We start from the raw sequence: 21,311 nt of genomic DNA, 5'->3' as shown, positions 1-21,311 counted from the left end.
TATGTTTTATAAATAATATTTATTATTTTAAATAAAATTAATATTAATTTTATTAGTTTATTCATAAATATAATTTATTACGAATAATTTTATTATACTAAACGTTCTTTTATACGTGCTGCTTTTCCTGTTAATTTACGTAAGTAATATAATTTTGCTTTTTTAACATATCCATGTTTTTTTATGGTTATAGAATCAATTACTTTTGAATATAATTGAAATACACGTTCTATACCAATATTATTGGATATTTTTCTCACAGTGAATGAAGTATTTAAACTTTTTTTACGTATAGCAATTACAATACCTTCAAACAATTGCAATCTTTTTTTAGAACCTTCAACAACCCAGACTTTTATTTCTAATGTATCTCCAGGTCTAAATAAAAGCGAAACTGAACTTTTTTCAATCTGTTTTTTTTCTATAGAATCAATAATATTCATTATATATTCCTAATATTATATTATTTTTTAAATTTTTTTTTAAAATAATTCTTTTTAAAATCATTAAGTAATATTTTTTCTTCTTTTGTTAATTTTCTTTTTTTTAATAAATCAGGTCTTTTTAACCATGTACTTCCTAAAGATTGCTGTAATCTCCATATTTTTATTTTTTCATGATGTCCTGACAATAAAATTTTTGGAACTTTTCCTATATTTTTTAATATTTTAGGTCTAGTATAATATGGACAATCTAATAAACCATTATTAAAAAAAGAATCTGTATCATTTGACGATTTTTTATTTAAAACACCGGGAATTAATCTAGCTAAAACATCAATTAAAACCATAGCAGGTAATTCTCCACCACTAAGAATATAATCTCCTATAGAAATTTCTTCATCTATATAATAATTTATAATACGTTCATCTATACCTTTATATCTACCACAAACTAATATTATTTTTTTATAAGTTAATAAATTACTTATGTATGATTTATTAATTTTTTTTCCTTGAGGAGATAAATAAATTAATTTTACATAACTATTCGCTTTATGTTTTGCAGCATGAATAGATTTTATTAAAGGTTCTGCTTTTAATATAACTCCACTTCCTCCACCGTAAATTTTATAATCTACATCATGATATTTATTTTTTGTATAATCTCTAGGATTCCAATAATTTATTGTTAAAAGATTTTTTTTAATACTTTTACTAATAATTCCATAATTAGTAATTGATTTAAACATTTCAGGAAATAAACTAATAATACCAATCCACATACATAATTTTTCTTATATTAATAAATATGAAAATTCCAATCTACTTCAATAGTATTTTTTATTAAATCAACATTTTTAATTACTTGATTTTTAATAAAAGGAATTAATTGTTTTTTAATATTTTTTTTATTTTTTATAATAATAATAGATTGAATAACAAGAACATCATTAGCTCCTGTTGATATAATATTTTTTACTTTTCCTAAATTTTTATAATTATTTATATTAAAAACTTTACATCCAATTATATCATTCCAATAATATTCATCTATTTTTTTATATTTTATTAAACAACTATATAAAATATATATTTTATAATTTACCAATTTAAATACATCATTACGATTATTAAAATTATTAATTTTAACAATATAATAATTATTATTATATATCCATTTAGTAAATATTATTGGTAATATTAAAGAATTATTATCAATAACAAATAAATTTTTATAAAAAAAAATATTTTTTTTATTAGAAGTATAAGAAAATAATCTTATATATCCTTGTATACCATATACTGAACCAAATTGACCTAAAACTATATTTTTAATAATATTCATACATTAATTATTATGTTTTATTAAAAAATTTACTCTTTTAGAAAGAAGTGCACCTTTAGATAACCAAAAATTAACTTTTTCTTTATTAATTTTAATACTATTATTTTTATTTGAAGAAAATGGATTAAAATAACCAATACGTTCAATAAAACGTCCATTTCTTGGACTTTTACTATTAGTTACAACTATTTGATAAAAAGGTTTTTTTTTTATTCCATGACGAGATAAACGAATTTTAATCATATTACAATACCTTATACATTTTAAAAAATTTTTTTTGGAAAAATATTTTTTATATTACGAAACATTTTTTTTATTCCATAATTATTTTTCATTTTTTTAGATATTAATTTAAATTGATTATATTGTTTAAAAATAATATTAATTTTTTGTATAGAAATACCAGAACCTATAGATATTCTTTTTTTTCTTGAATAATTCATAATATTAATATTTATTTTTTCTATAGCAGTCATAGAATTAATAATAGCTTTAGTTTCTTTAATCATATTATTATTAATATTAAGAATATTAGACATTGGATTGGTAGAATAATTTATATTTTTAAAATTTATTGTATTTATTAATTTTGTAATATTATTATTACCTATTTTATTAATTTGTTTAATTTGATTTAAAAAATCAACAATATTAAACTGTTTTCCTTTTTTTAATTTATTTATTAATTTTTGATTTTTAATATTATTAATTTTATTTTTAATATCTTTAATAGAAGATAATTCTTCCTGCATTCCTAAAATTCTGATAGCAATATTTTTCGGAGAAAAAACTTCTATTTTATCTAATTTTTCACCAGTACCAATAAATTTTATTGGTTTATTAGTTATATATCTAATTGATAAAGCTGCTCCACCTCTTGAGTCACCATCCGTTTTTGTTAAAAAAATTCCTGTCAATGGTAATATTTTATTAAAAGTCTTAGCACTATTAACAGCATCTTGTCCTGTCATTGAATCAACAACAAATAAAGTTTCTATAGGATTAATATAGTTATGAATGTTTTTTATTTCATTCATCATATTATTATCTATATGTAATCTTCCAGCTGTATCTATAATTAATATATCATAAAAATTAATCTTTGCATAATTCAACGAATCTTGAGCAATTTTTACTGAAGAAATATTTTTATTAGAAGTAAAATAATCTATTTTTACTTGTTTAGATAAAATTTCTAATTGTTCCATAGCTGCAGGTCTATAAATATCAGTTGATGCAACTAAAATTTTTTTTTTATATTTTTTTTTTAAAAAATATGCTAATTTAATAACACTAGTAGTTTTACCAGCACCTTGTAATCCTGCTAATAAAATTACTGCAGGTGGTTGAATAGATAAATTAATATTAACATTAGATTCTCCCATGATTTTTATTAAATTATTTTTAATTAATTTAATTAATTCTTGTCCTGGAGTAAAACTATTATTAATTTTTTTTCCAATAGCATCTTTTTTAAGAGTATTAATAATATTATTAATTACTTTTAATGATACATCTGCTTCTAATAAATTATTAAATATTTTATTTAATGTATCTTTTATATTTTTTTCTGTTAATCTACCATAATTACTTATTTTAGATAATGTTTTTAATAATTTGTTGCGTAAATTTTCAAACATTTATATTCCTATTATTAATAAAATATTATTTATTTAAATTTTAAATAATATATAATTAATATATTATTAAAAATAAATTAAATATAATTTAAAATTAATTTTATTAATATTATATATATATTTGTTTCAAATGAAAATGATAAATAATATTGAATTAGAAAGAATCATCAATAAAAAATTAAATTCTATTAATATCAAAGATTATGTCCCTAATGGATTACAAATAGAAGGAAAAAATAATATTAAAAATATTGTTACTGGAGTAAGTGCATGTCAAAATTTATTAGATATAGCTGTTTTTAAAAAAGTAGATGCAATTATAGTACATCATGGATATTTTTGGAAAAATGAACCTTTAATTATTAGAGGAATGAAACGTCGTCGTTTAAAAACACTATTATCTAATAATATAAATTTATATAGTTGGCATATTCCATTAGATATTAATAATAAACTAAGTAATAATATTTTTTTAGCAAATTTATTAAATATTAATTTTATAGATAAAATTAATCCTTTTATTTTTTATGGTAATTTTAATCCTCCTTTAAATATTAAAGATTTAATAAATCTTATTAAATTTAAATTAAATTGTATACCTTTACATTTTGGAAAAAATGCACCGAAAATTATTAATAATATTGCTTGGTGTAGTGGTGCAGGACAAAAATTTTTTGAAGAAATAGTAAATTTTAATATTGATGTTTTTCTTACAGGTGAAGTATCAGAACAAACTATACATATAGCCACAGAATATGGTATTAATTTTATATCAGCAGGACATCATGCTACTGAAAAAGGTGGTTTAATTATGTTAGGTCAATGGTTACAAAATAATTATAATCTAAAAATTAATTTTATTGATATAAATAATCCTGTGTAATTATATTATAATAATGATTTTGTAAAATATTATTTATTTAAAATTGAATATTTTAATAATAAAATATTTTTTATTTAAATTTATATAAAATTAATATAATGTTATATATTTAAAGGAATTATTTTGGATAAAAAATTAGATCTTAAATCATTAACAGCATTAGTTATTAGTTCTATGTTGGGTGCAGGTGTTTTTAGTTTACCCCAAAATATGGCAGCTATTGCAAGTCCTGCTGCATTAATTATAGGATGGATTATTACTGGTATAGGAATTACTTTTTTAGCTACTTCAATGTTATTACTTCATAAATTAAAACCTAATCTCGATGGTGGTATTTTTGCATATGCTAAAGATGGATTTGGTGAACTTATAGGATTTTGTTCTACTTGGGGTTATTGGTTATGTGCAGTTATTGCTAATGTTTCTTATTTAGTTATTGTTTTTTCTGCGATAAGTTTTTTTACTGATCATTATAATTATATAATTTTTGGTAATGGTAATACATGGGAATCTATATTAGCAGCTTCTATTTTACTTTGGTCTGTACATTTTTTACTATTAAATGGTACTCAAACTGCTGCAATTATTAATATAATTGCTACTTTAGGAAAATTACTTCCATTAGTTATATTTATATTTTTATCTATATTAGCTTTTAATTTTAAAAAATTTAGTATTGATTTTATTGGAATTAAATCTGGATTTCCGATATGGGAACAAGTAAAAAATACAATGTTAATTACTTTATGGGTATTTATTGGAGTAGAAGGAGCGGTAATTTTATCTTCTAAAGCTAAAAATAAAAAAGATGTAAGTAAAGCTACATTATTAGCAGTTCTAATAGCATTATGTGTGTACTTATTAGTTACATTATTATCTCTAGGAGTTATTAATAGAATAGATTTAGCTAATATGAAAAATCCATCTATGGCTGGTTTAATGACAATATTAATTGGTAAATGGGGTAATATAATTATAGTTTTAGGATTAATTATATCTGTCTGTGGAGCATATTTGAGTTGGGCAATTATGGCAGCTGAAGTTCCATACATAGCTTCAAAACATGGAATTTTTCCTAAATGTTTTTCTAAACAAAATATTAATAAAACACCTTCATTTGCACTTTGGTTTACAAGTAGTAGTATGCAATTATGTTTAATTCTAATTTGGTTAACTAAACTAAATTATAATAATTTATTAGTTTTATCATCTGAAATGATATTAGTTCCTTATTTTTTAGTTGGAGCTTATTTATTAAAAATATCTTTTTACAAAAAAAATATATTACATATATTTATAGGTATGGGATCGTGTATATATGGTATGTGGTTGTTATATGCTTCTGGTCTTTTGCATTTATTATTATCATTAATTTTATATGCTCCTGGATTAATATTTTTTATTATTATTAAAAATATATAATTTAAAATTTTTATTATTAAATAATAAAGAAAAATTTATTTTATTTTTTTATTATTATGATCAATTTTTTCTTTATTAAATTTAATAGAAATATATTATATATAATAATATTATTCAATATAGTTATATGACTGTTATAATTTTATAACAGTCATAATGAAATTATAATTAAAATTATTAAAATCTTTTATATTTACTATAGAATTAACTTGTTTAACTAAATAAGAATTAACTTTTATTTTCTTGAAGAACTATTTTATATTACCTGAAATTAACTAAGAATTAATCCATATTATAAATTTTTTAATCATAAAAAATAAAGTTAATATAATTTTTTTATTCTTACATTAGTAATATATTTAATATATTGACATAAAATTTTTTTATTTAAAACCTTTATAGTTTCATGAGAAAATAAATATTTAATTTATTTTTGTTCTATTAGATAGTATTCAAAATAATTAATAATATTCAGAAAACAATATTTAATAATAATTTTTTCTATCTATATCTTTATTTTCTTTATATATTATATATATAGATAGATATTTATCATGTGCTATAAAACGAATAATTTTTACATTACTTTCTATTAATTATTTTTTATCAAAAGTAAAAAAAAATACAAAAGTAATATAAAATCTTATTAATTTTAAAATATTAATATTCATTTAACATAAATATAATTTTTTTAATTCTTATACATCAATAATAATTTTTGTTTTATTAATTAAATGAATTTCTTCATAAATACATTTTAATAATTTGTCATTTTAATAAGTTTATAATAATTAATAATATCTATTATTTTTAAAATAATATTTTTATTTATAATAATATCATAAAAAACTAATGAAGGATCATTAATAATATTAGTATAAGGATTAAAATATATCGTTTCAAAAAAAGATAACGTTTCAATTACAATTTTTCAATTTCAAAATAAAAATTAATATTAATATTAATAATATTATATTTACATTCCTTCTTTAAATAGAATCTAGTAAAATTTGATATTTTAAGTTACTAATAAATATATGTTTTTCATATTCAGATAAATTTTGATAGTAAATATGATTACATAATATATCTATTTTTTTAAGTTTCCAAAAAAACTTAATTATTTTTCAATTAATTTTTAAAAATATAATGTTTTAGTTGATCGTATTTAGTTATATTTATAAATTTTTCTAAAAATATAGGTTCTTTTAATTAATTATTTTTTACTATTAAAATAGTAATTAATAAATCTTATCAAATCATATAAGATTCATAATGAAAAATATCAGATTTTATGGAATTTATGTTATTTTTATCTATAGTATTTTAGTAGTATAAAGTTTTTATTCTTAATTGATATTTTCTTAACAAATCTTTTAATAATTATTACATTGATATTTTACTGTTAATAAATTTTTTATAGTAATAATTAATATTTGATGAAATTGATTAATCTATAAATTTTTGTATTAAACTAATTAAATTTAAATATTCACTATTATCAAAATAATGAAAGTTATTTTTTTAAATAATAAATAAAATTAATTACATCTATACTTAAAGATCTTTTTCTTAAAGAAATATTTTTGCTACTGTAATAAAATATTCTTGATAATTTAATAAATAATTTAATATTTTAACTATTAAATTTGATAATATTTTTAATTCACTTAAATTATTTATTATTCTTAAATTAAAAGTAGATAACATATATAATCCAATTTCTATATTAATATTAAAATATTATTTAAAAATTTTGTTAAAAGAGTAATTTTTAAATATAAATTAAATTATTTAATTAGAGTTATACTAGAAATAAAATTAAAATAATATTATAACCATCAATATTTTAAATATATGTTTTTTAGTAGATGTACATTATTGAATAATTAATAAAAATAAATTTGTATCAGTAAGATTTTTTTATGAAAATAAATATTTATTTATATTTTTTATAAAGTAATTGAATTTTTTTAATCTGAAAAAATCATATAAATTTAGTACATTTGAAAGACATAAATAATGTAATCATTTCTTTATTAATTAATTATTTATATAATAATTTATTTATTTTGTACTTTATAATCTATATAATAAACTTTATTATTTTTTGTTCTTATATTATTTTTAATACTAATAAATTAATAATTTTAAGATTTTATAATAGAAAAAAATATTTCTTCTTTTTTTTTTAAGTCCTACTTAAGAACAAAATTTTATTTTAGTTTAAAATATTTATAAAAAGGAATACATCTAAAAATTTTTTTATTTCTAATAGGATTTTCTTCAGTACGAATATGTTCTATATTTATGAAAAATATATTTAATAATAATATTAATTATTGTATGACATAATATTCAATGTAAAAGTACATGAATTAAATTGTTTATTAAGTATGAAAACTTCAGAATTATTGTAGGTAAAGAAATTTTAAAATTAAAAATAGCATTATAAAATTTTTTATATAATCTATTTTTTTTGAAGAATAATATTTAGTAAATAAACATGAAAATATTAAAATATATAAAAATTGAGTATTTAAATAAATTTTTCCTGTAATTCTATTTTTAATTAAATATTTTCCTTCTAATTATTTAACAACTTTATAAGAAAATTTTATATTATATTTATAATCAATAAATTTATGCATAATTTTAAATTATTTTTAAATATACTTTTAAAAGAAATTAATAATATTTATTTATTTCATCATAGATAAAATATGATAATATAATTTATATAGTTGAAATTAAACTATAAAATTTTTTTTTAAATGAAGAATTAATAAATAATCTTATTGTCATAAATTAATAGTTAAGATTATTTTGAAATAAGATTAGCTATAATTTTTATAATTATAATATGAATATTAAAAATAGTAATATTTTATAAAATTGTAAATATAAATTTTATTTTTGATATAGATATATTTTTTAATTTTTTAACAAATCTATCAATTATTTTATAAATTTTATTTAAATTTATAGATTTAATACTTCATTTTTTTATTATAGTTAAAATATTATTTATATAATATATACTATATTAAAAATATTTTTTTATAAATAAATATTTATTAATAAATATATAAAATTTTTTAAATATAAAAAATTTTTAAAAATAATATTTTAAAAAAATAGTAATTTTATTAATTATATTTTTTAATTAATAAAAAATATAAATATCATTACAATTTTTTTATTAAGTTTATATACTGCTAAAATAATTATAATAATTAAATTACATAATTTAACTATATGAATTAAAATATAGTTGGGAACATTTTATTAATTAATAGATATTTTTTATAAAATTAAATATTTAATAATTAAAATTATTTATTATTTTTTTTTGTTAATTGAATTACTTTCAATTGAGCTATAATTTTGTTTAATTCTTTTTTATCTAAAAAATATTTTTGATTAAAAATATTTTTTTTTATTTTTTTTTCTATTTGATATTTTTTTAATAAAATTTTTGATTCATTTAAATCAGAACTTTTTATAGCGATATCTGCTAAAATATTAACTTGTTTTTTTTTGATTTCTAATATTCCTCTTGAGATATAAATATATTTATTATTATTTTTTTGAGTTATATATATAACTCCTGGTTTTATTAAAGTTAATAAAGGTATATGACCAGGATATATGCTTAAATAACCTTCTATTCCTGATATTTTTATTTTATTTACTAAACCAGAAAATATTTTTTTTTCTACACTAATAATATTTAAAAAATATTCTTTATACATAAATATTATTCCAATTAAATATAATATTATATTTTATTTTTTTTTGATTTATTTATTACATCTTCTATTGAACCAACCATATAAAAATTTTGTTCTGGTAAATGATCAAAGTCACCATTAATAATACCTTTAAAACCTTTTATAGTATCTTTTAAACTTACATATTTTCCTTTAATTCCTGTAAACATTTCAGCTACAAAAAACGGTTGTGATAAAAATTTTTGAATTTTTCTTGCTCGAGAAATAATAAGTTTATCTTCATTAGATAGTTCATCTATTCCTAAAATAGCAATTACATCTTTTAATTCTTCATAACGTTGTAATATAGATTTTACATTTTGTGCTGTATTATAATGATCTTTACCTATAATTAATGGATCTAATTGACGACTAGTAGAGTTTAATGGATCTATTGCTGGATAAATACCTAAAGAAGCAATTTGTCTACTAAGAACTATAGTTGCATCTAAATGAGAAAATGTTGTAACTGGTGAAGGATCAGTTAAATCATCTGCTGGAATATAAATAGCCTGTATAGAAGTTATAGAACCATTATTAGTAGATGTAATTCTTTCTTGTAAAGTACCCATTTCTTCTGAAAGAGTAGGTTGATAACCTACTGCGGATGGTATTCTACCTAATAAGGCAGAAACTTCACTTCCAGCTAAAGTATATCTATAAATATTATCAATAAATAATAATACATTACTTCCATCATCTCTGAATTTTTCTGAAATAGTTAATCCTGTTAAAGCAACTCTTAATCTATTTCCTGGAGGTTCGTTCATTTGTCCATATATTAGAACAACTTTATTTATAATTTTAGATTCTAACATTTCTAAATAAAAATCATTTCCTTCTCTAGTTCTTTCACCTACTCCTACAAAAACTGAATATCCAGAATGTTCTACTGCAATATTACGAATTAATTCCATTATATTTATTGTTTTACCTACACCTGCACCACCAAATAAACCTATTTTACTACCTTTAGAAAAAGGACAAATTAAATCAATAATTTTTATACCGGTTTCTAAAAATTCTAATGAATGAGATATATTAATAAATAAAGGGGGATTTTGATGTATTTCTCTTCTTTCAAAAGATGAAGGTATTTTACCTTTCATATCTATTGGTTCACCTAAAACATTTAATATTCTTCCTAAAACACATTTTCCAACAGGAACTTTAATACCATGTTTTAAATTAATAACTTTTAATCCTCTTTGTAACCCTTCTGAAGAACTCATTGCTAAAGTACGAACTACTCCATCTCCTAATTGTTGTTGTACTTCTAAAATAATATTATTATTTTTTATTTTCAAAGCATCATATATTTTAGGTATTTTATCATGAGGAAAACTAACATCAATTACAGGTCCAATTATTTGAATAATTTTTCCAAATATCATTTTATTTATTCCTTTATTTATTATTGTATTGCAGACGCACCAGCAATAATTTCATTTAATTCTTGAGTGATATTTGATTGTCTAACTTTATTATATAATAATTTTAAATCTTTAATAAAAATATTAGCATTATCAGTAGCTGTTTTCATAGAAATTATTCTAGATGCATGTTCTCCAACTAAATTTTCTAAAAAAAAATGGTATATTTGAAATTGAACATAATTATTTAATATATAATCAATAATTGTAAATAGATTTGGTTCATAAAGATAATTGTTTTTTTTTATATTTTTTTTTAATATATTATTTAATAATAATGGTAATATTTGAAATATCGTTGGAATTTGTACTACAGTATTTACATATTTATTATAAACTATAAATAATTTATCAATATGAGAATTTTTATATAAATTTAACATACATGTAATAATATTAATAATTTTTGATATATTAATATTATTTGTTTTTAAATTTATTATTTTTGATACTATTTGAATATCAATTTTTTTAAAAAAAAATAATCCTTTATGACCTATAATAGCTAATTTAATATTAACAAATTTTTTTTTCCATTTTTTTATATCATTTAATAATAATTTAAGTAAATTATTATTAAAATTTCCACATAATCCTTTATCTGTTGTTATAACAATATAACCTATATTTTTTATAGTTTTACCATTTAATAAATATTGATGTTGAAAATTTATATTATTATTATATAAATAAATATTATTAATTAATTCATTTAGCAAAGAAATATATAGTTTACTAGAAAACATTTTTTTTTGTGATTTACGCATTTTAAATACAGTAACCATTTCCATAGCTCTAGTAATTTTTTTTGTATTATTTATACCTTCTATTTTATTTTTTATTTCTTTTATAAAATTCATTTATTTTATTACCTAGGAAATTTTATTTTTATTTAAAATTAGATAAAAAATTATTAAAAATAAAATTTAATTTATTTTCAATATCTTGATTATAAATACAATTTTTATTAATTTTATATAAAAATTTTTTAAAATTTAAATTACTATAATATATTAAATTATATTCAAAATTTTTAATATTTTTTAAATCTATTAAATTTATATATTTCTTATGTATTGCAAATAATATAAGAACTTGATTTTTTATAGATAATGGTTTATATGGTTCTTGTTTTAAAATTTCTATTATTTTTTTACCATTTATTAAATATTCTTTAGTTTTTTTATCTAATTCTGACGAAAATTGAGAAAAAATAGCTAATTCTTTATATTGGGCTAAAATTAAACGTATATTAGAAGATAATTTTTTTATAATATTATTTTGAGCTGCACTACCAACTCTAGAAACAGAAATACCAGGATCTATAGCTGGTCTTATTCCACTGTTAAATAAATTTTTATCTAAAAAAATTTGTCCATCTGTTATAGAAATTATATTTGTTGGAATAAAAGCAGAAATATCACCAGCTTGAGTTTCTACTATAGGAAAAGCTGTTAAAGAACCTGTTTTATTTTTTATATTTCCTTTAGTAAATTTTTCAACATAAAAATTATTTACTCTAGCAGATCTTTCTAACAAACGAGAATGAATATAAAAAATATCTCCTGGAAATGCTTCTCTTCCAGGAGGACGTTTTAATAATAAAGATATTTGTCTATATGCAATAGATTGTTTTGATAAATCATCATATATAATTAAAGCATCTTCTCCTCTATCTCTAAAATATTCACCTATAGTACATCCAGCATATGGAACTAAATATTGTAATATAGCTGTATCTGATGCAAATGCAGTAATAATAATTGTATTTTTTAATACATTATTTATTTCTAATATATTTATTATATGAGAAATAGTTGTTTGTTTTTGACCAATACCTACATATATACATTTTATATTAGTATTTTTTTGATTTATTATAGTATCAATAGCTAATGTAGTTTTTCCAGTTTGTCTATCTCCAATAATTAATTGTCTTTGTCCTCTACCAATAGGAATAATAGCATCAATAAATTTATATCCTGTTTGTAATGGTTGGTTTACTGGACAACGATCAATTACAGTAGGTGCTGGTACTTCAATAGGAGATAAATATTCATAATTAAGGTTACCTTTACCATCAATAGGATTTCCTAATGTATCTATAACTCTACCCATTAATTTTTTTCCTACTGGAATAGTAAGTTGATTTCCAGTACCTTTAACTTTCATTCCTTCTATTAAATGTAAATAAGAACCTAACACTATAGCACAAACAAAATCTATTTCTAAGTTTAAAGCTATAGCATAAGTATTTTCTGGTAGAGAAATAATTTCTCCTTCTTTAATATCTGTAAGTCCATATATTTTTATTATACCATCAGCAATAGAAATGATAATTCCTTCATTATAATATTGATCTAATATATTATAATTATTGATTTTATTTTTTATTAATTCACTAATTTCTGTTGCTTTTAGTTTCATTATATTTTTTACCTTATTTTTGTAGCATTTTATTTATTAAATAAATTTTATTTTTTATACTATTATCTATAATTTTATCTCCTATAGAAATAATAATTCCTCCAATTAATGATTGATTATTATTAATATAATTAATGGTAATTTTTTTAGATAATTTTTTATTTATTAATTTTTTTATTTTTAATAATTGTAATTTATTTAATTTTTTATTAGATAATATATTTATATTTATTTTATTATAATAAATATTATTTAAATTATTAAATTCTACTAAAACTTTATCTAAAATAGATAAACGTTTATTTTTTGACATTATTTTAATAATATTAATAAAATGTATATCTAATTTATTATCAGATATCTTGATAAGAAGATTAGATATATATTTATGATTATTTAAATATAAAAATTTTTTTATATAATAATTTTTTATTACATTACTATAAAAAATTAACATTTTTTGCCAATATTTTATATTATTATGTTCTAAAGCAAAAAAAAATGCTGCTTTAGCATATTGTAATGCAATATAATTTTTTAAATAATACATATATTTACCTATATTATAATTTATTAATAAAATGATTTAATAAATTATCTTCATAACTTTTATTTTCTTTTAATTTATCTTTAATAATTTTTTCTGCAATAGACATTGCTATTTTTACAGTTTCTTTTTTTAAAGATTCGTTAGCTATTTTATATTCATATTCTATTTTTTTTTTAGCTTTTAAAATAATTTCTTTATTTATTTTTTTACTTTCTATTTTAGCTTCAGTAATAATTTTATTACTTAATTTTTTTGCTTTTTTAATAATATTTAGATATTCTTTATGTGCTTCTTGTGTTTTTAAGTAAATATTATTTTCGGCTATTGTTATATCTTTTTTTGCTTTATTTATAAATAATAATTTATTTTTAATTTTTTTTTGTCTATTTTCAATAGATAAAATAATTGGAGGCCAAATATAATACATACAAAAAATAATAATTAAAATAAAAGTAATAGTTTGACCAATAATAGTTGCATTTATATTCATAATTTTATTTATATATTTTAGTAAAATTTTAACTTAATACTACAAATATTATATATAATGCTATTCCAACTGTGATCATTGGTATTGCATCTATTAAACCAACAATAATAAAAAATTGAGTTCTTAATATTGATACAATATCTGGTTGTCTAGCTGTACTTTCCAAAAATTTTCCTCCTAACCAACTAATTCCTATAGATGCTCCAATTGCTGCTAAACCAATCATTATTGCAGCAGATAAATATATTAATTCTATATTTGTATTATGCATAAATAATTTCCTTTGAGTTAATATTATTATTTTTTTAATTCATTATTTTCTAGTGTCATAGATATATAAACAATACTTAAGATCATAAAAATAAAAGATTGTAATAAAGATATAAGAATGTGTAAAATTGCCCATGGTACATTCAATATCCATTGACAATAATTTGGTATTAATGCATTAATTAAAATAAATATTATACCTCCAGAATAAATATTACCAAAAAGTCGTAAACTTAAAGAAATAGGTTTTGATATTAATGTTGTAATTTCAATAATTAAATTAAATGGTATAAATATAAAATGATTAAAAGGATGTAAAGTAAACTCTTTTATAATATTAAAAATTTTTTTATTTTTTATTGTATAAAAAATTATTAAAATAAAAATAACCATAGACATAGAAATAGTTATATTTAAATCTGCAGATGGCACATATCTAATTGTTGAAATATTAAATATTTTATTACTAATAAATGGTATTAAATCTATTGGAATTAAATCCATACAATTCATTAAAAAAATCCATATAAAAATTGTTAATGAAAGTGGAGCTATTAAAATACTTTTTGTAGGATATATATCCCTAACATTTTTATATATAAAATTAATAATTAATTCACAAGCTATTTGAAATTTTCCTGGTACAATATTATTATTAATTTTAGTAATTTTTATTTTACAAATATAAAAAAAAATCAAAAATAATAATCCTAATATTAATGAAAAAAAAATAGAATCTAAATTTATTATCCAAAAAGAATTATTAATTTCTCCTGGACTTATAATTTTAAATTTATTTAAATCAAATTGTAAATGTTGTAAATGATGTAAAATATAATTTTTTGATTCTAATGTTTTTTTAATCATGAAATTCATTTTTCCAAATATAAACATTTATTATTAATTTTTATATTTTAATATATTATTAATAAAGAAAAATTAATTATAATTTTTAAACCATACTTTATAATTAAATACATAACAATATTTTTAAAAAAAATAGTTTATATAATTTTATATTATAATTAATTATATTGTATAATAAAATTTATTAATGTTTAATATATTTATATTTTAATAAATATATTAAAAGAATAGAAATATTAGCACAAGTAATACCGGGTATTCTAGATGCTTGTCCTAAACTATAAGGTTTATAATACTGAAATTTATCAATTGCTTCATTAGATAATCCTTTAATATTTTTATATTTTATATACTTAGGTATTATAATATTTTCATTTTTTTTTTGTTTATTGATATTTTCTTGTTGTTGTAATATATAACCTTCATATTTTAATTCTGATTCAATATAATTAATTATTTCTATATTTTTAATACCTGGAGAAAATATATCTAATTTTACTAAAGTATTATAATTTATTTCTGGTCTCTTAAGTAAATTAATCCCATTTATTTCTTTTTTTAAAATATTATTTGTTAATTTACTAAATTTTAAACTCATTAAACTATTTGGTTTAATATAAGTATTTTTTAATCTGTTAAGTTCTTTTTCTATATTTTCTAATTTTTGATTAAATATTTTCCAACGATTATTATCTACTAATCCTAATTTATATCCTATTTCAGTTAATCTAATATCAGCATTATTTTCTCTTAAAATTAATCTATATTCTGCTCTGGAAGTAAACATTCGATATGGTTCTTTTGTACCTAAAGTACATAAATCATCTACTAAAACACCTAAATATGCTTCATTTCTTAATGGATACCAACCTTTTTTATTATCAATTAAAAGAGATGCATTTATTCCTGCTAATAATCCTTGAGCAGCAGCTTCTTCATAACCAGTTGTTCCATTAATTTGTCCAGCTAAAAATAATCCTTTAATAAATTTACTTTCCATTGTAGGTTTTAACCCTTTAGGGTCATAAAAATCATATTCAACAGCATATCCAGGACGAGTAATATGTGCTTTTTCTAATCCTTTAATAGATCTAATAATTGATAATTGAACATTAAAAGGTAAACTTGTAGAGATTCCATTAGGATAAATTTCATTACTATATAAACCTTCTGGTTCTAAAAAAATTTGATGAGATTCTCTTTTAGAAAATTTTATTACTTTATCTTCAATAGATGGACAATATCTTGGCCCATTACTTTTAATTATTCCTTTATACATTGGACTATAAATAATATTATCTAATATAATTTTATGAGTATTTTTATTAGTATAAGTAATATAACAAGGTAATTGTTTTAAATGTAGTATATCATTTTTAATAAAAGAAAAAAAAGGTAAGGGATTATCTCCATATTGTTTTTCTAAATTTTTAAAATTAATACTTCTTTTATCAATACGTGGAGGTGTACCAGTTTTTAACCTTCCTTTCTTTAAAGGTAATTCTTTTAAAAAATTAGATAATTCTATAGAAGAAAAATCATTTAATCTTCCACCTATAGTTTGATAATTAACTCCTATAAAAATTTTACCTTTCAAAAAAGTTCCAGTTGTTAAAATAATACATTTTGTATATAAAACATCATTATTTTTAGTTATTAAACCTACAATTTTATAATTCTTAATTATTATTTTTGTTACTTCTTGTTGAAAGATTAATAAATTATTTTGATTTTCTAATTTTTGTTTAATAATTCTTTGATATAATTTTCTATCTGCTTGAGCTCTAGTAGCTCTTACAGCAGAACCTTTACTTTTATTTAAAATTTTAAAATGTATACCAGAATTATCAATAGTAGTTCCCATTATTCCATTCAATGCATCAATTTCTTTAACTAAATGTCCTTTTCCTAGTCCTCCAATAGAAGGATTACAAGACATTTGTCCGATTGTATCAATATTATTTGTTATTAAAAGGGTATATTTACCCATTTTAGAACTAGCTATTGCAGCTTCTGTTCCAGAGTGACCACCACCTATAACTATTACATCAAAATTATCAAAATATATTGTCATAAATAAATACCTTAATTTATTTTATTTTTTATAAAATAAATATAAAATTTTTAAAATTAATATTTTATAGGATCAACATCAATTATAAATTTAATTTTATTAAAATGAATAATTTTTGTTATAACTTGAGTAATATCTTTTATAATATAATGTAATTTATTTCTTGATAAATGCTGTAAAATTATTTGTTTACAAAAATTATTTTTTTTTTTATTTTCTAACAAATTCATAGGTCCCATAATAAAAAAATCTTTATCGTTAATATATTTTTTTAAAAAAAATATTTTTAATTTTTTAAGAAATATTGAAATATTATTAATATTATCTGATTCAGCAATTAATATTATATGATTACTAAAAGGAGGTAATAACATTAATTTTCTTTCTTTTAAAATAAATTTAGCTAAATAATAATAATTTAAATAATTAATTAATTTATCAAAAAATTTATGTTGAGGAAAATTAGTTTCTATTATTATTTCTTTTTTTTTATATACTTCTAAATTATTTATTAAAATTCTAAAAAAATATTGAGAAAAATATTCTGTACAACGAAAATTTTTTCTAAAAAAAATATAATCTACATTTATAAATACTATAAGAGTAAATTTTAAATCATTAAATTTTTTTTGTATAAAAAATGGTGAATGTATAATTATAATTGATTTATTATATATTTTTTTTTTATGTTTTAAAATATTATTTTTATTAACATATTCAATAATAATGGAAGGAAATTTTTTATTTAAAAAATGTATTATTTTAGCTATTTTTATTTCAACAATAAAAATATTTATAGATTTACAATTTAAACAACATTTAATCATTAAAATTATATTTCTGCAAAAAAAACAAATTAATTTTTTATTTTTTTTATAAAAAATATAATCATTTTTACAAATAGAACATTTAGTAATATAATGACATTTGTTACATAAGATAGTATTTACTTTTCCTATTTCATTAATACATAATAAAATATTATTTTTCATATCTAAATGTTTTTGAATTTCTTTCAAAAGTATATCAGAAATAATATTATTATTTTTTTTTTTATTTATATTAATTAAATTAAAATTATAGTATTTATTATATAATAAATTTATATTTTTATTAGATAAAAATTGATATTTACCAATATTAATATTATTTAATGTTTCTAAACTTGGAGTAGCAGAACCTAATATTATTGGAATATTTTCTATTTTAGCTTTTAATATAGCAATATCTCTCACATTATATTTACATTTATTTAATTGTTTATATTTAATATCATGTTCTTCGTTTACAATAATTAAACCTAAATTTGCAAAAGATGTTAATATGGAACAGCTTGTACCAATAATAATTGGTATTTCGCCGTTTTTTATATTTTTCCAAATGAAAAAATTTTCTTTATTAGAAATTTTAGAATGTAATCTATATATAGAAACATTTAATTTTTTTATTAAAAATTTATAAATGTATATAGAATGATATATTTTAGGTACTAAAATTAATATTTGTTTTTTTTTATATAATAAAATTTTAATTATATTTAAATATAAATTAGTATTTTCAAAATAAATTAAACTTCCTGATATTATCCAAGTAATAAAAATATTTATTTTATTAATAAATTTATTCAAAATATAATTATTTTTAATAAAAATTTTTGAATCTTTAAAAAAATTTTGATTGTTTTTAATAGATAATGTTTTATATTTTTGTTCTAAAAAACAAAAATTTTTCTTTTGTAAAGATATCATTGTATTGTTTGTTAAACCATAAAAAGAAATTTTTTCATAATTTATTTTTATTTTTTTAAGTATATTTAATGCTATTTTTTGTTTTAATGATTTTATTTGTTTAAAATTATTAAATAATAATTTTTTATTTATAACCCAATATAAATTATAAAAAATATATTTAGAATATATTTTCTCTCTTAGATAAAAAGGAAGTATTTGAAAAAGTATAGCTCCAATAGAATATTGATAATATATAGAAATTTTTTTAGCAAAATTTAATGTTAAAGGATCAAAAAGTGGTTTTGTATCTAAAATTTCTTTTAAATATTTTAATTTATATTTAGGAAGATTTTTAATATTTTTAATATTAATAACAATTCCAATATGTTCTTTATTTTTAATATAAACTATTACTCTACTTCCTAATATTATATTCATAAAATGTGGTAATAAATAATCTAATTTTTTATGAATCATTTCATTATTAAGTACTATTTGAATTATTTTCATAATATATAAAATTTTTTATTATTGTATTAAAAATAATATTTATATACAATAAAATTAAATAATAAATAAAAAAATTATATTTTTAATATTAAGTGGTAATGATAAATGAAACAAAATATTCATCCTAAATATAATAATATTATAGCAAAATGTTCTTGTGGTAATATAATAAATACTAAATCAACATTAATAAATAAAAAAAAAATAAATTTAGATGTATGTAATAAATGTCATCCTTTTTATACTGGCAAACAAAAAACAATAGACACTAAAGGTAGAGTAGAAAAATTTAAAAAAAAGTTTAAACATTCTAAAATATTAGGTTAATATTATATTAATTATATTTGATAAATATAAAAATATTAATTAATCAATAATGTTATGATTTTATAATAAACATTATTGATTAATAATAAAATTATTTAATTTTACTTTCTTTATATATTATATGTTTTCTTATTAAAGGATCAAATTTTTTAAGTTTTAATTTTTTAGAATTAGCTTTTTTATTCTTTGTAGTTGTATAAAAATGTCCTGTTCCAGCTGATGAAATTAATTTAATTATATTACGTGATTTTTTAGCCATAAATGTAATCCTAATTATATTTTATATAAATTTAATATTACTTTTTCAATACCTTTTTTATCTATAAGACGCATTCCTTTTGTTGAAATACGTAAAGTAACAAACTTTTTTTTACTTTTAATCCAAAATCTATGAAAATGTATATTTGGTAAAAATTTTCTTTTAGTAGCATTCATTGCATGTGAACGATTATTTCCTTTCATAACTTTTTTACCTGTTACTTGACATATTTTAGACATATATAATCCTTTTATAAAAATTTTAAATATAAAAATTATAAATTAATTATATTATTTTTTTTCTTTAGCAATAATTACCATTGCAGGTCTTAATAATCTTTTATTTAAAGTATAACCTTTTTGCATAATTTTTATTATATAATTATCTTTTATTTCATTAGTTTCCATAATAGACATAGCTTGATGTTTAGATGGATCAAAGGGAATATTTATTTCATTTATAATATTTATTCCAAATTTTTTTATTGTATTTAATAATGATTTTAAAGTTAATTGAATACCTTCAATTATAGATTTTTCAATAGTATTATTTTTTGAACTGATTTCAGAAGCTTTTTCTAAACTATCAATTACAGGTAATAATTCACTAATAAATTTTTTTAATGAAAATTTATAAATTTTTTCTATTTCTAATTTAGATCTACGTCTAATATTTTCTATTTCAGCTTGTGAACGAAATTTAAGATCTTTAAAATTATATTCATAATTTTTTATTATATTTTCTAATTCAAAAATACGAAGTTGATATAAACTATTTTTTTCTTGAATATTTTTTATTATTTCATTTTGAATATTTTTAATTTTGTCATTTTCTTTATTTTTTATTATTTCATTTTGAATATTTTTAA

At 17.5% G+C, this 21,311-nt stretch carries 20 protein-coding genes and 2 pseudogenes (1 of these 22 only partly in view); 3 read left to right on the top strand and 19 right to left on the bottom strand.

Annotated elements, in window-relative coordinates; translation table 11 throughout:
- Nucleotides 1-92: 92 nt before the first annotated feature.
- From rplS to GJT82_RS02165, 5 genes are read right to left on the bottom strand one after another with little or no spacing between them, the layout of a single operon-like run.
- Nucleotides 93-446, bottom strand: a complete 354-nt coding sequence (gene rplS / locus GJT82_RS02185) for a 50S ribosomal protein L19 (protein WP_246225667.1) — start codon at nucleotides 444-446, stop codon at nucleotides 93-95.
- 17 nt (nucleotides 447-463) lie between these two features.
- Entirely contained in the window at nucleotides 464-1,225 is a 762-nt protein-coding gene (trmD, locus tag GJT82_RS02180) for a tRNA (guanosine(37)-N1)-methyltransferase TrmD (RefSeq protein ID WP_168819886.1), read from the bottom strand.
- Nucleotides 1,226-1,242: 17 nt separating this feature from the next.
- A complete protein-coding gene (gene rimM, locus GJT82_RS02175) occupies nucleotides 1,243-1,788 on the bottom strand; it encodes a ribosome maturation factor RimM (protein ID WP_168819884.1) in 546 nt (181 codons plus the stop codon).
- Between the two features lie 3 nt (nucleotides 1,789-1,791).
- Complete coding sequence (gene rpsP, locus GJT82_RS02170; RefSeq protein ID WP_168819882.1) at nucleotides 1,792-2,031, bottom strand: 30S ribosomal protein S16; 240 nt, start codon at nucleotides 2,029-2,031, stop codon at nucleotides 1,792-1,794.
- Between the two features lie 20 nt (nucleotides 2,032-2,051).
- Nucleotides 2,052-3,428 (bottom strand): signal recognition particle protein, encoded by a 1,377-nt coding sequence (locus GJT82_RS02165; protein WP_168819880.1) that lies wholly within the window; start codon nucleotides 3,426-3,428, stop codon nucleotides 2,052-2,054.
- A 139-nt stretch (nucleotides 3,429-3,567) separates the two neighbouring features.
- Between GJT82_RS02165 and GJT82_RS02160 the strand changes: the two genes are divergently transcribed.
- Nucleotides 3,568-4,311 carry a Nif3-like dinuclear metal center hexameric protein gene (locus tag GJT82_RS02160; protein WP_168820056.1) on the top strand — a complete coding sequence of 248 codons (744 nt, stop codon included), beginning with the start codon at nucleotides 3,568-3,570 and terminating at the stop codon, nucleotides 4,309-4,311.
- 123 nt (nucleotides 4,312-4,434) lie between these two features.
- Nucleotides 4,435-5,715, top strand: a pseudogene (locus GJT82_RS02155) (basic amino acid/polyamine antiporter); the annotation flags it as partial.
- A 1,590-nt stretch (nucleotides 5,716-7,305) separates the two neighbouring features.
- On the opposite strand, the gene GJT82_RS02150 reads toward GJT82_RS02155, so the two are convergent.
- The 11 genes from GJT82_RS02150 to priA all read right to left on the bottom strand — a co-directional run bounded on the left by GJT82_RS02150 (nucleotide 7,306) and on the right by priA (nucleotide 19,857).
- Nucleotides 7,306-7,443, bottom strand: a complete 138-nt coding sequence (locus GJT82_RS02150; protein ID WP_168819876.1) for a hypothetical protein — start codon at nucleotides 7,441-7,443, stop codon at nucleotides 7,306-7,308.
- 1,625 nt (nucleotides 7,444-9,068) lie between these two features.
- Nucleotides 9,069-9,488 (bottom strand): ATP synthase F1 subunit epsilon, encoded by a 420-nt coding sequence (atpC, locus tag GJT82_RS02145; RefSeq protein ID WP_168819874.1) that lies wholly within the window; start codon nucleotides 9,486-9,488, stop codon nucleotides 9,069-9,071.
- 26 nt (nucleotides 9,489-9,514) lie between these two features.
- Nucleotides 9,515-10,900 carry a F0F1 ATP synthase subunit beta gene (gene atpD, locus GJT82_RS02140; RefSeq protein ID WP_168819872.1) on the bottom strand — a complete coding sequence of 462 codons (1,386 nt, stop codon included), beginning with the start codon at nucleotides 10,898-10,900 and terminating at the stop codon, nucleotides 9,515-9,517.
- A gap of 20 nt (nucleotides 10,901-10,920) precedes the next feature.
- Nucleotides 10,921-11,799, bottom strand: a complete 879-nt coding sequence (gene atpG, locus GJT82_RS02135; RefSeq protein ID WP_168819870.1) for an ATP synthase F1 subunit gamma — start codon at nucleotides 11,797-11,799, stop codon at nucleotides 10,921-10,923.
- 28 nt (nucleotides 11,800-11,827) lie between these two features.
- Nucleotides 11,828-13,366, bottom strand: a complete 1,539-nt coding sequence (gene atpA / locus GJT82_RS02130) for a F0F1 ATP synthase subunit alpha (RefSeq protein WP_168819867.1) — start codon at nucleotides 13,364-13,366, stop codon at nucleotides 11,828-11,830.
- 13 nt (nucleotides 13,367-13,379) lie between these two features.
- Nucleotides 13,380-13,916 (bottom strand): F0F1 ATP synthase subunit delta, encoded by a 537-nt coding sequence (locus GJT82_RS02125; RefSeq protein ID WP_168819865.1) that lies wholly within the window; start codon nucleotides 13,914-13,916, stop codon nucleotides 13,380-13,382.
- A gap of 13 nt (nucleotides 13,917-13,929) precedes the next feature.
- Complete coding sequence (gene atpF, locus GJT82_RS02120; RefSeq protein WP_168819862.1) at nucleotides 13,930-14,406, bottom strand: F0F1 ATP synthase subunit B; 477 nt, start codon at nucleotides 14,404-14,406, stop codon at nucleotides 13,930-13,932.
- Nucleotides 14,407-14,434: 28 nt separating this feature from the next.
- A complete protein-coding gene (atpE, locus tag GJT82_RS02115; protein WP_168819859.1) occupies nucleotides 14,435-14,677 on the bottom strand; it encodes a F0F1 ATP synthase subunit C in 243 nt (80 codons plus the stop codon).
- Nucleotides 14,678-14,703: 26 nt separating this feature from the next.
- Nucleotides 14,704-15,543, bottom strand: coding sequence for a F0F1 ATP synthase subunit A (atpB, locus tag GJT82_RS02110; RefSeq protein ID WP_168819857.1), 840 nt, complete (start codon nucleotides 15,541-15,543; stop codon nucleotides 14,704-14,706).
- 184 nt (nucleotides 15,544-15,727) lie between these two features.
- Complete coding sequence (mnmG, locus tag GJT82_RS02105; protein ID WP_168819855.1) at nucleotides 15,728-17,617, bottom strand: tRNA uridine-5-carboxymethylaminomethyl(34) synthesis enzyme MnmG; 1,890 nt, start codon at nucleotides 17,615-17,617, stop codon at nucleotides 15,728-15,730.
- A gap of 56 nt (nucleotides 17,618-17,673) precedes the next feature.
- Nucleotides 17,674-19,857, bottom strand: coding sequence for a replication restart helicase PriA (gene priA, locus GJT82_RS02100; RefSeq protein WP_168819853.1), 2,184 nt, complete (start codon nucleotides 19,855-19,857; stop codon nucleotides 17,674-17,676).
- A 105-nt stretch (nucleotides 19,858-19,962) separates the two neighbouring features.
- Between priA and rpmE the strand changes: the two genes are divergently transcribed.
- Nucleotides 19,963-20,184, top strand: a complete 222-nt coding sequence (rpmE, locus tag GJT82_RS02095) for a 50S ribosomal protein L31 (RefSeq protein ID WP_168819851.1) — start codon at nucleotides 19,963-19,965, stop codon at nucleotides 20,182-20,184.
- 91 nt (nucleotides 20,185-20,275) lie between these two features.
- Here rpmE and rpmG read toward each other — a convergent pair whose 3' ends face one another.
- From rpmG to grpE, 3 genes and pseudogenes are all read right to left on the bottom strand, one after another.
- Nucleotides 20,276-20,443 carry a 50S ribosomal protein L33 gene (gene rpmG / locus GJT82_RS02090; RefSeq protein ID WP_168819849.1) on the bottom strand — a complete coding sequence of 56 codons (168 nt, stop codon included), beginning with the start codon at nucleotides 20,441-20,443 and terminating at the stop codon, nucleotides 20,276-20,278.
- A gap of 14 nt (nucleotides 20,444-20,457) precedes the next feature.
- Nucleotides 20,458-20,682: a 50S ribosomal protein L28 gene (gene rpmB, locus GJT82_RS02085; RefSeq protein WP_168819847.1), complete on the bottom strand. Its 225-nt coding sequence runs from the start codon at nucleotides 20,680-20,682 to the stop codon at nucleotides 20,458-20,460.
- 51 nt (nucleotides 20,683-20,733) lie between these two features.
- Nucleotides 20,734-21,311: pseudogene (grpE, locus tag GJT82_RS02080) on the bottom strand (nucleotide exchange factor GrpE); it runs 175 nt beyond the window's last position.

Source organism: Enterobacteriaceae endosymbiont of Plateumaris rustica (genome assembly GCF_012562965.1).
Taxonomy (GTDB): Bacteria; Pseudomonadota; Gammaproteobacteria; order Enterobacterales; family Enterobacteriaceae.
Note: the sequence above shows the minus strand (reverse complement) of the source record. Positions and strands in the feature narration are given on the sequence as shown.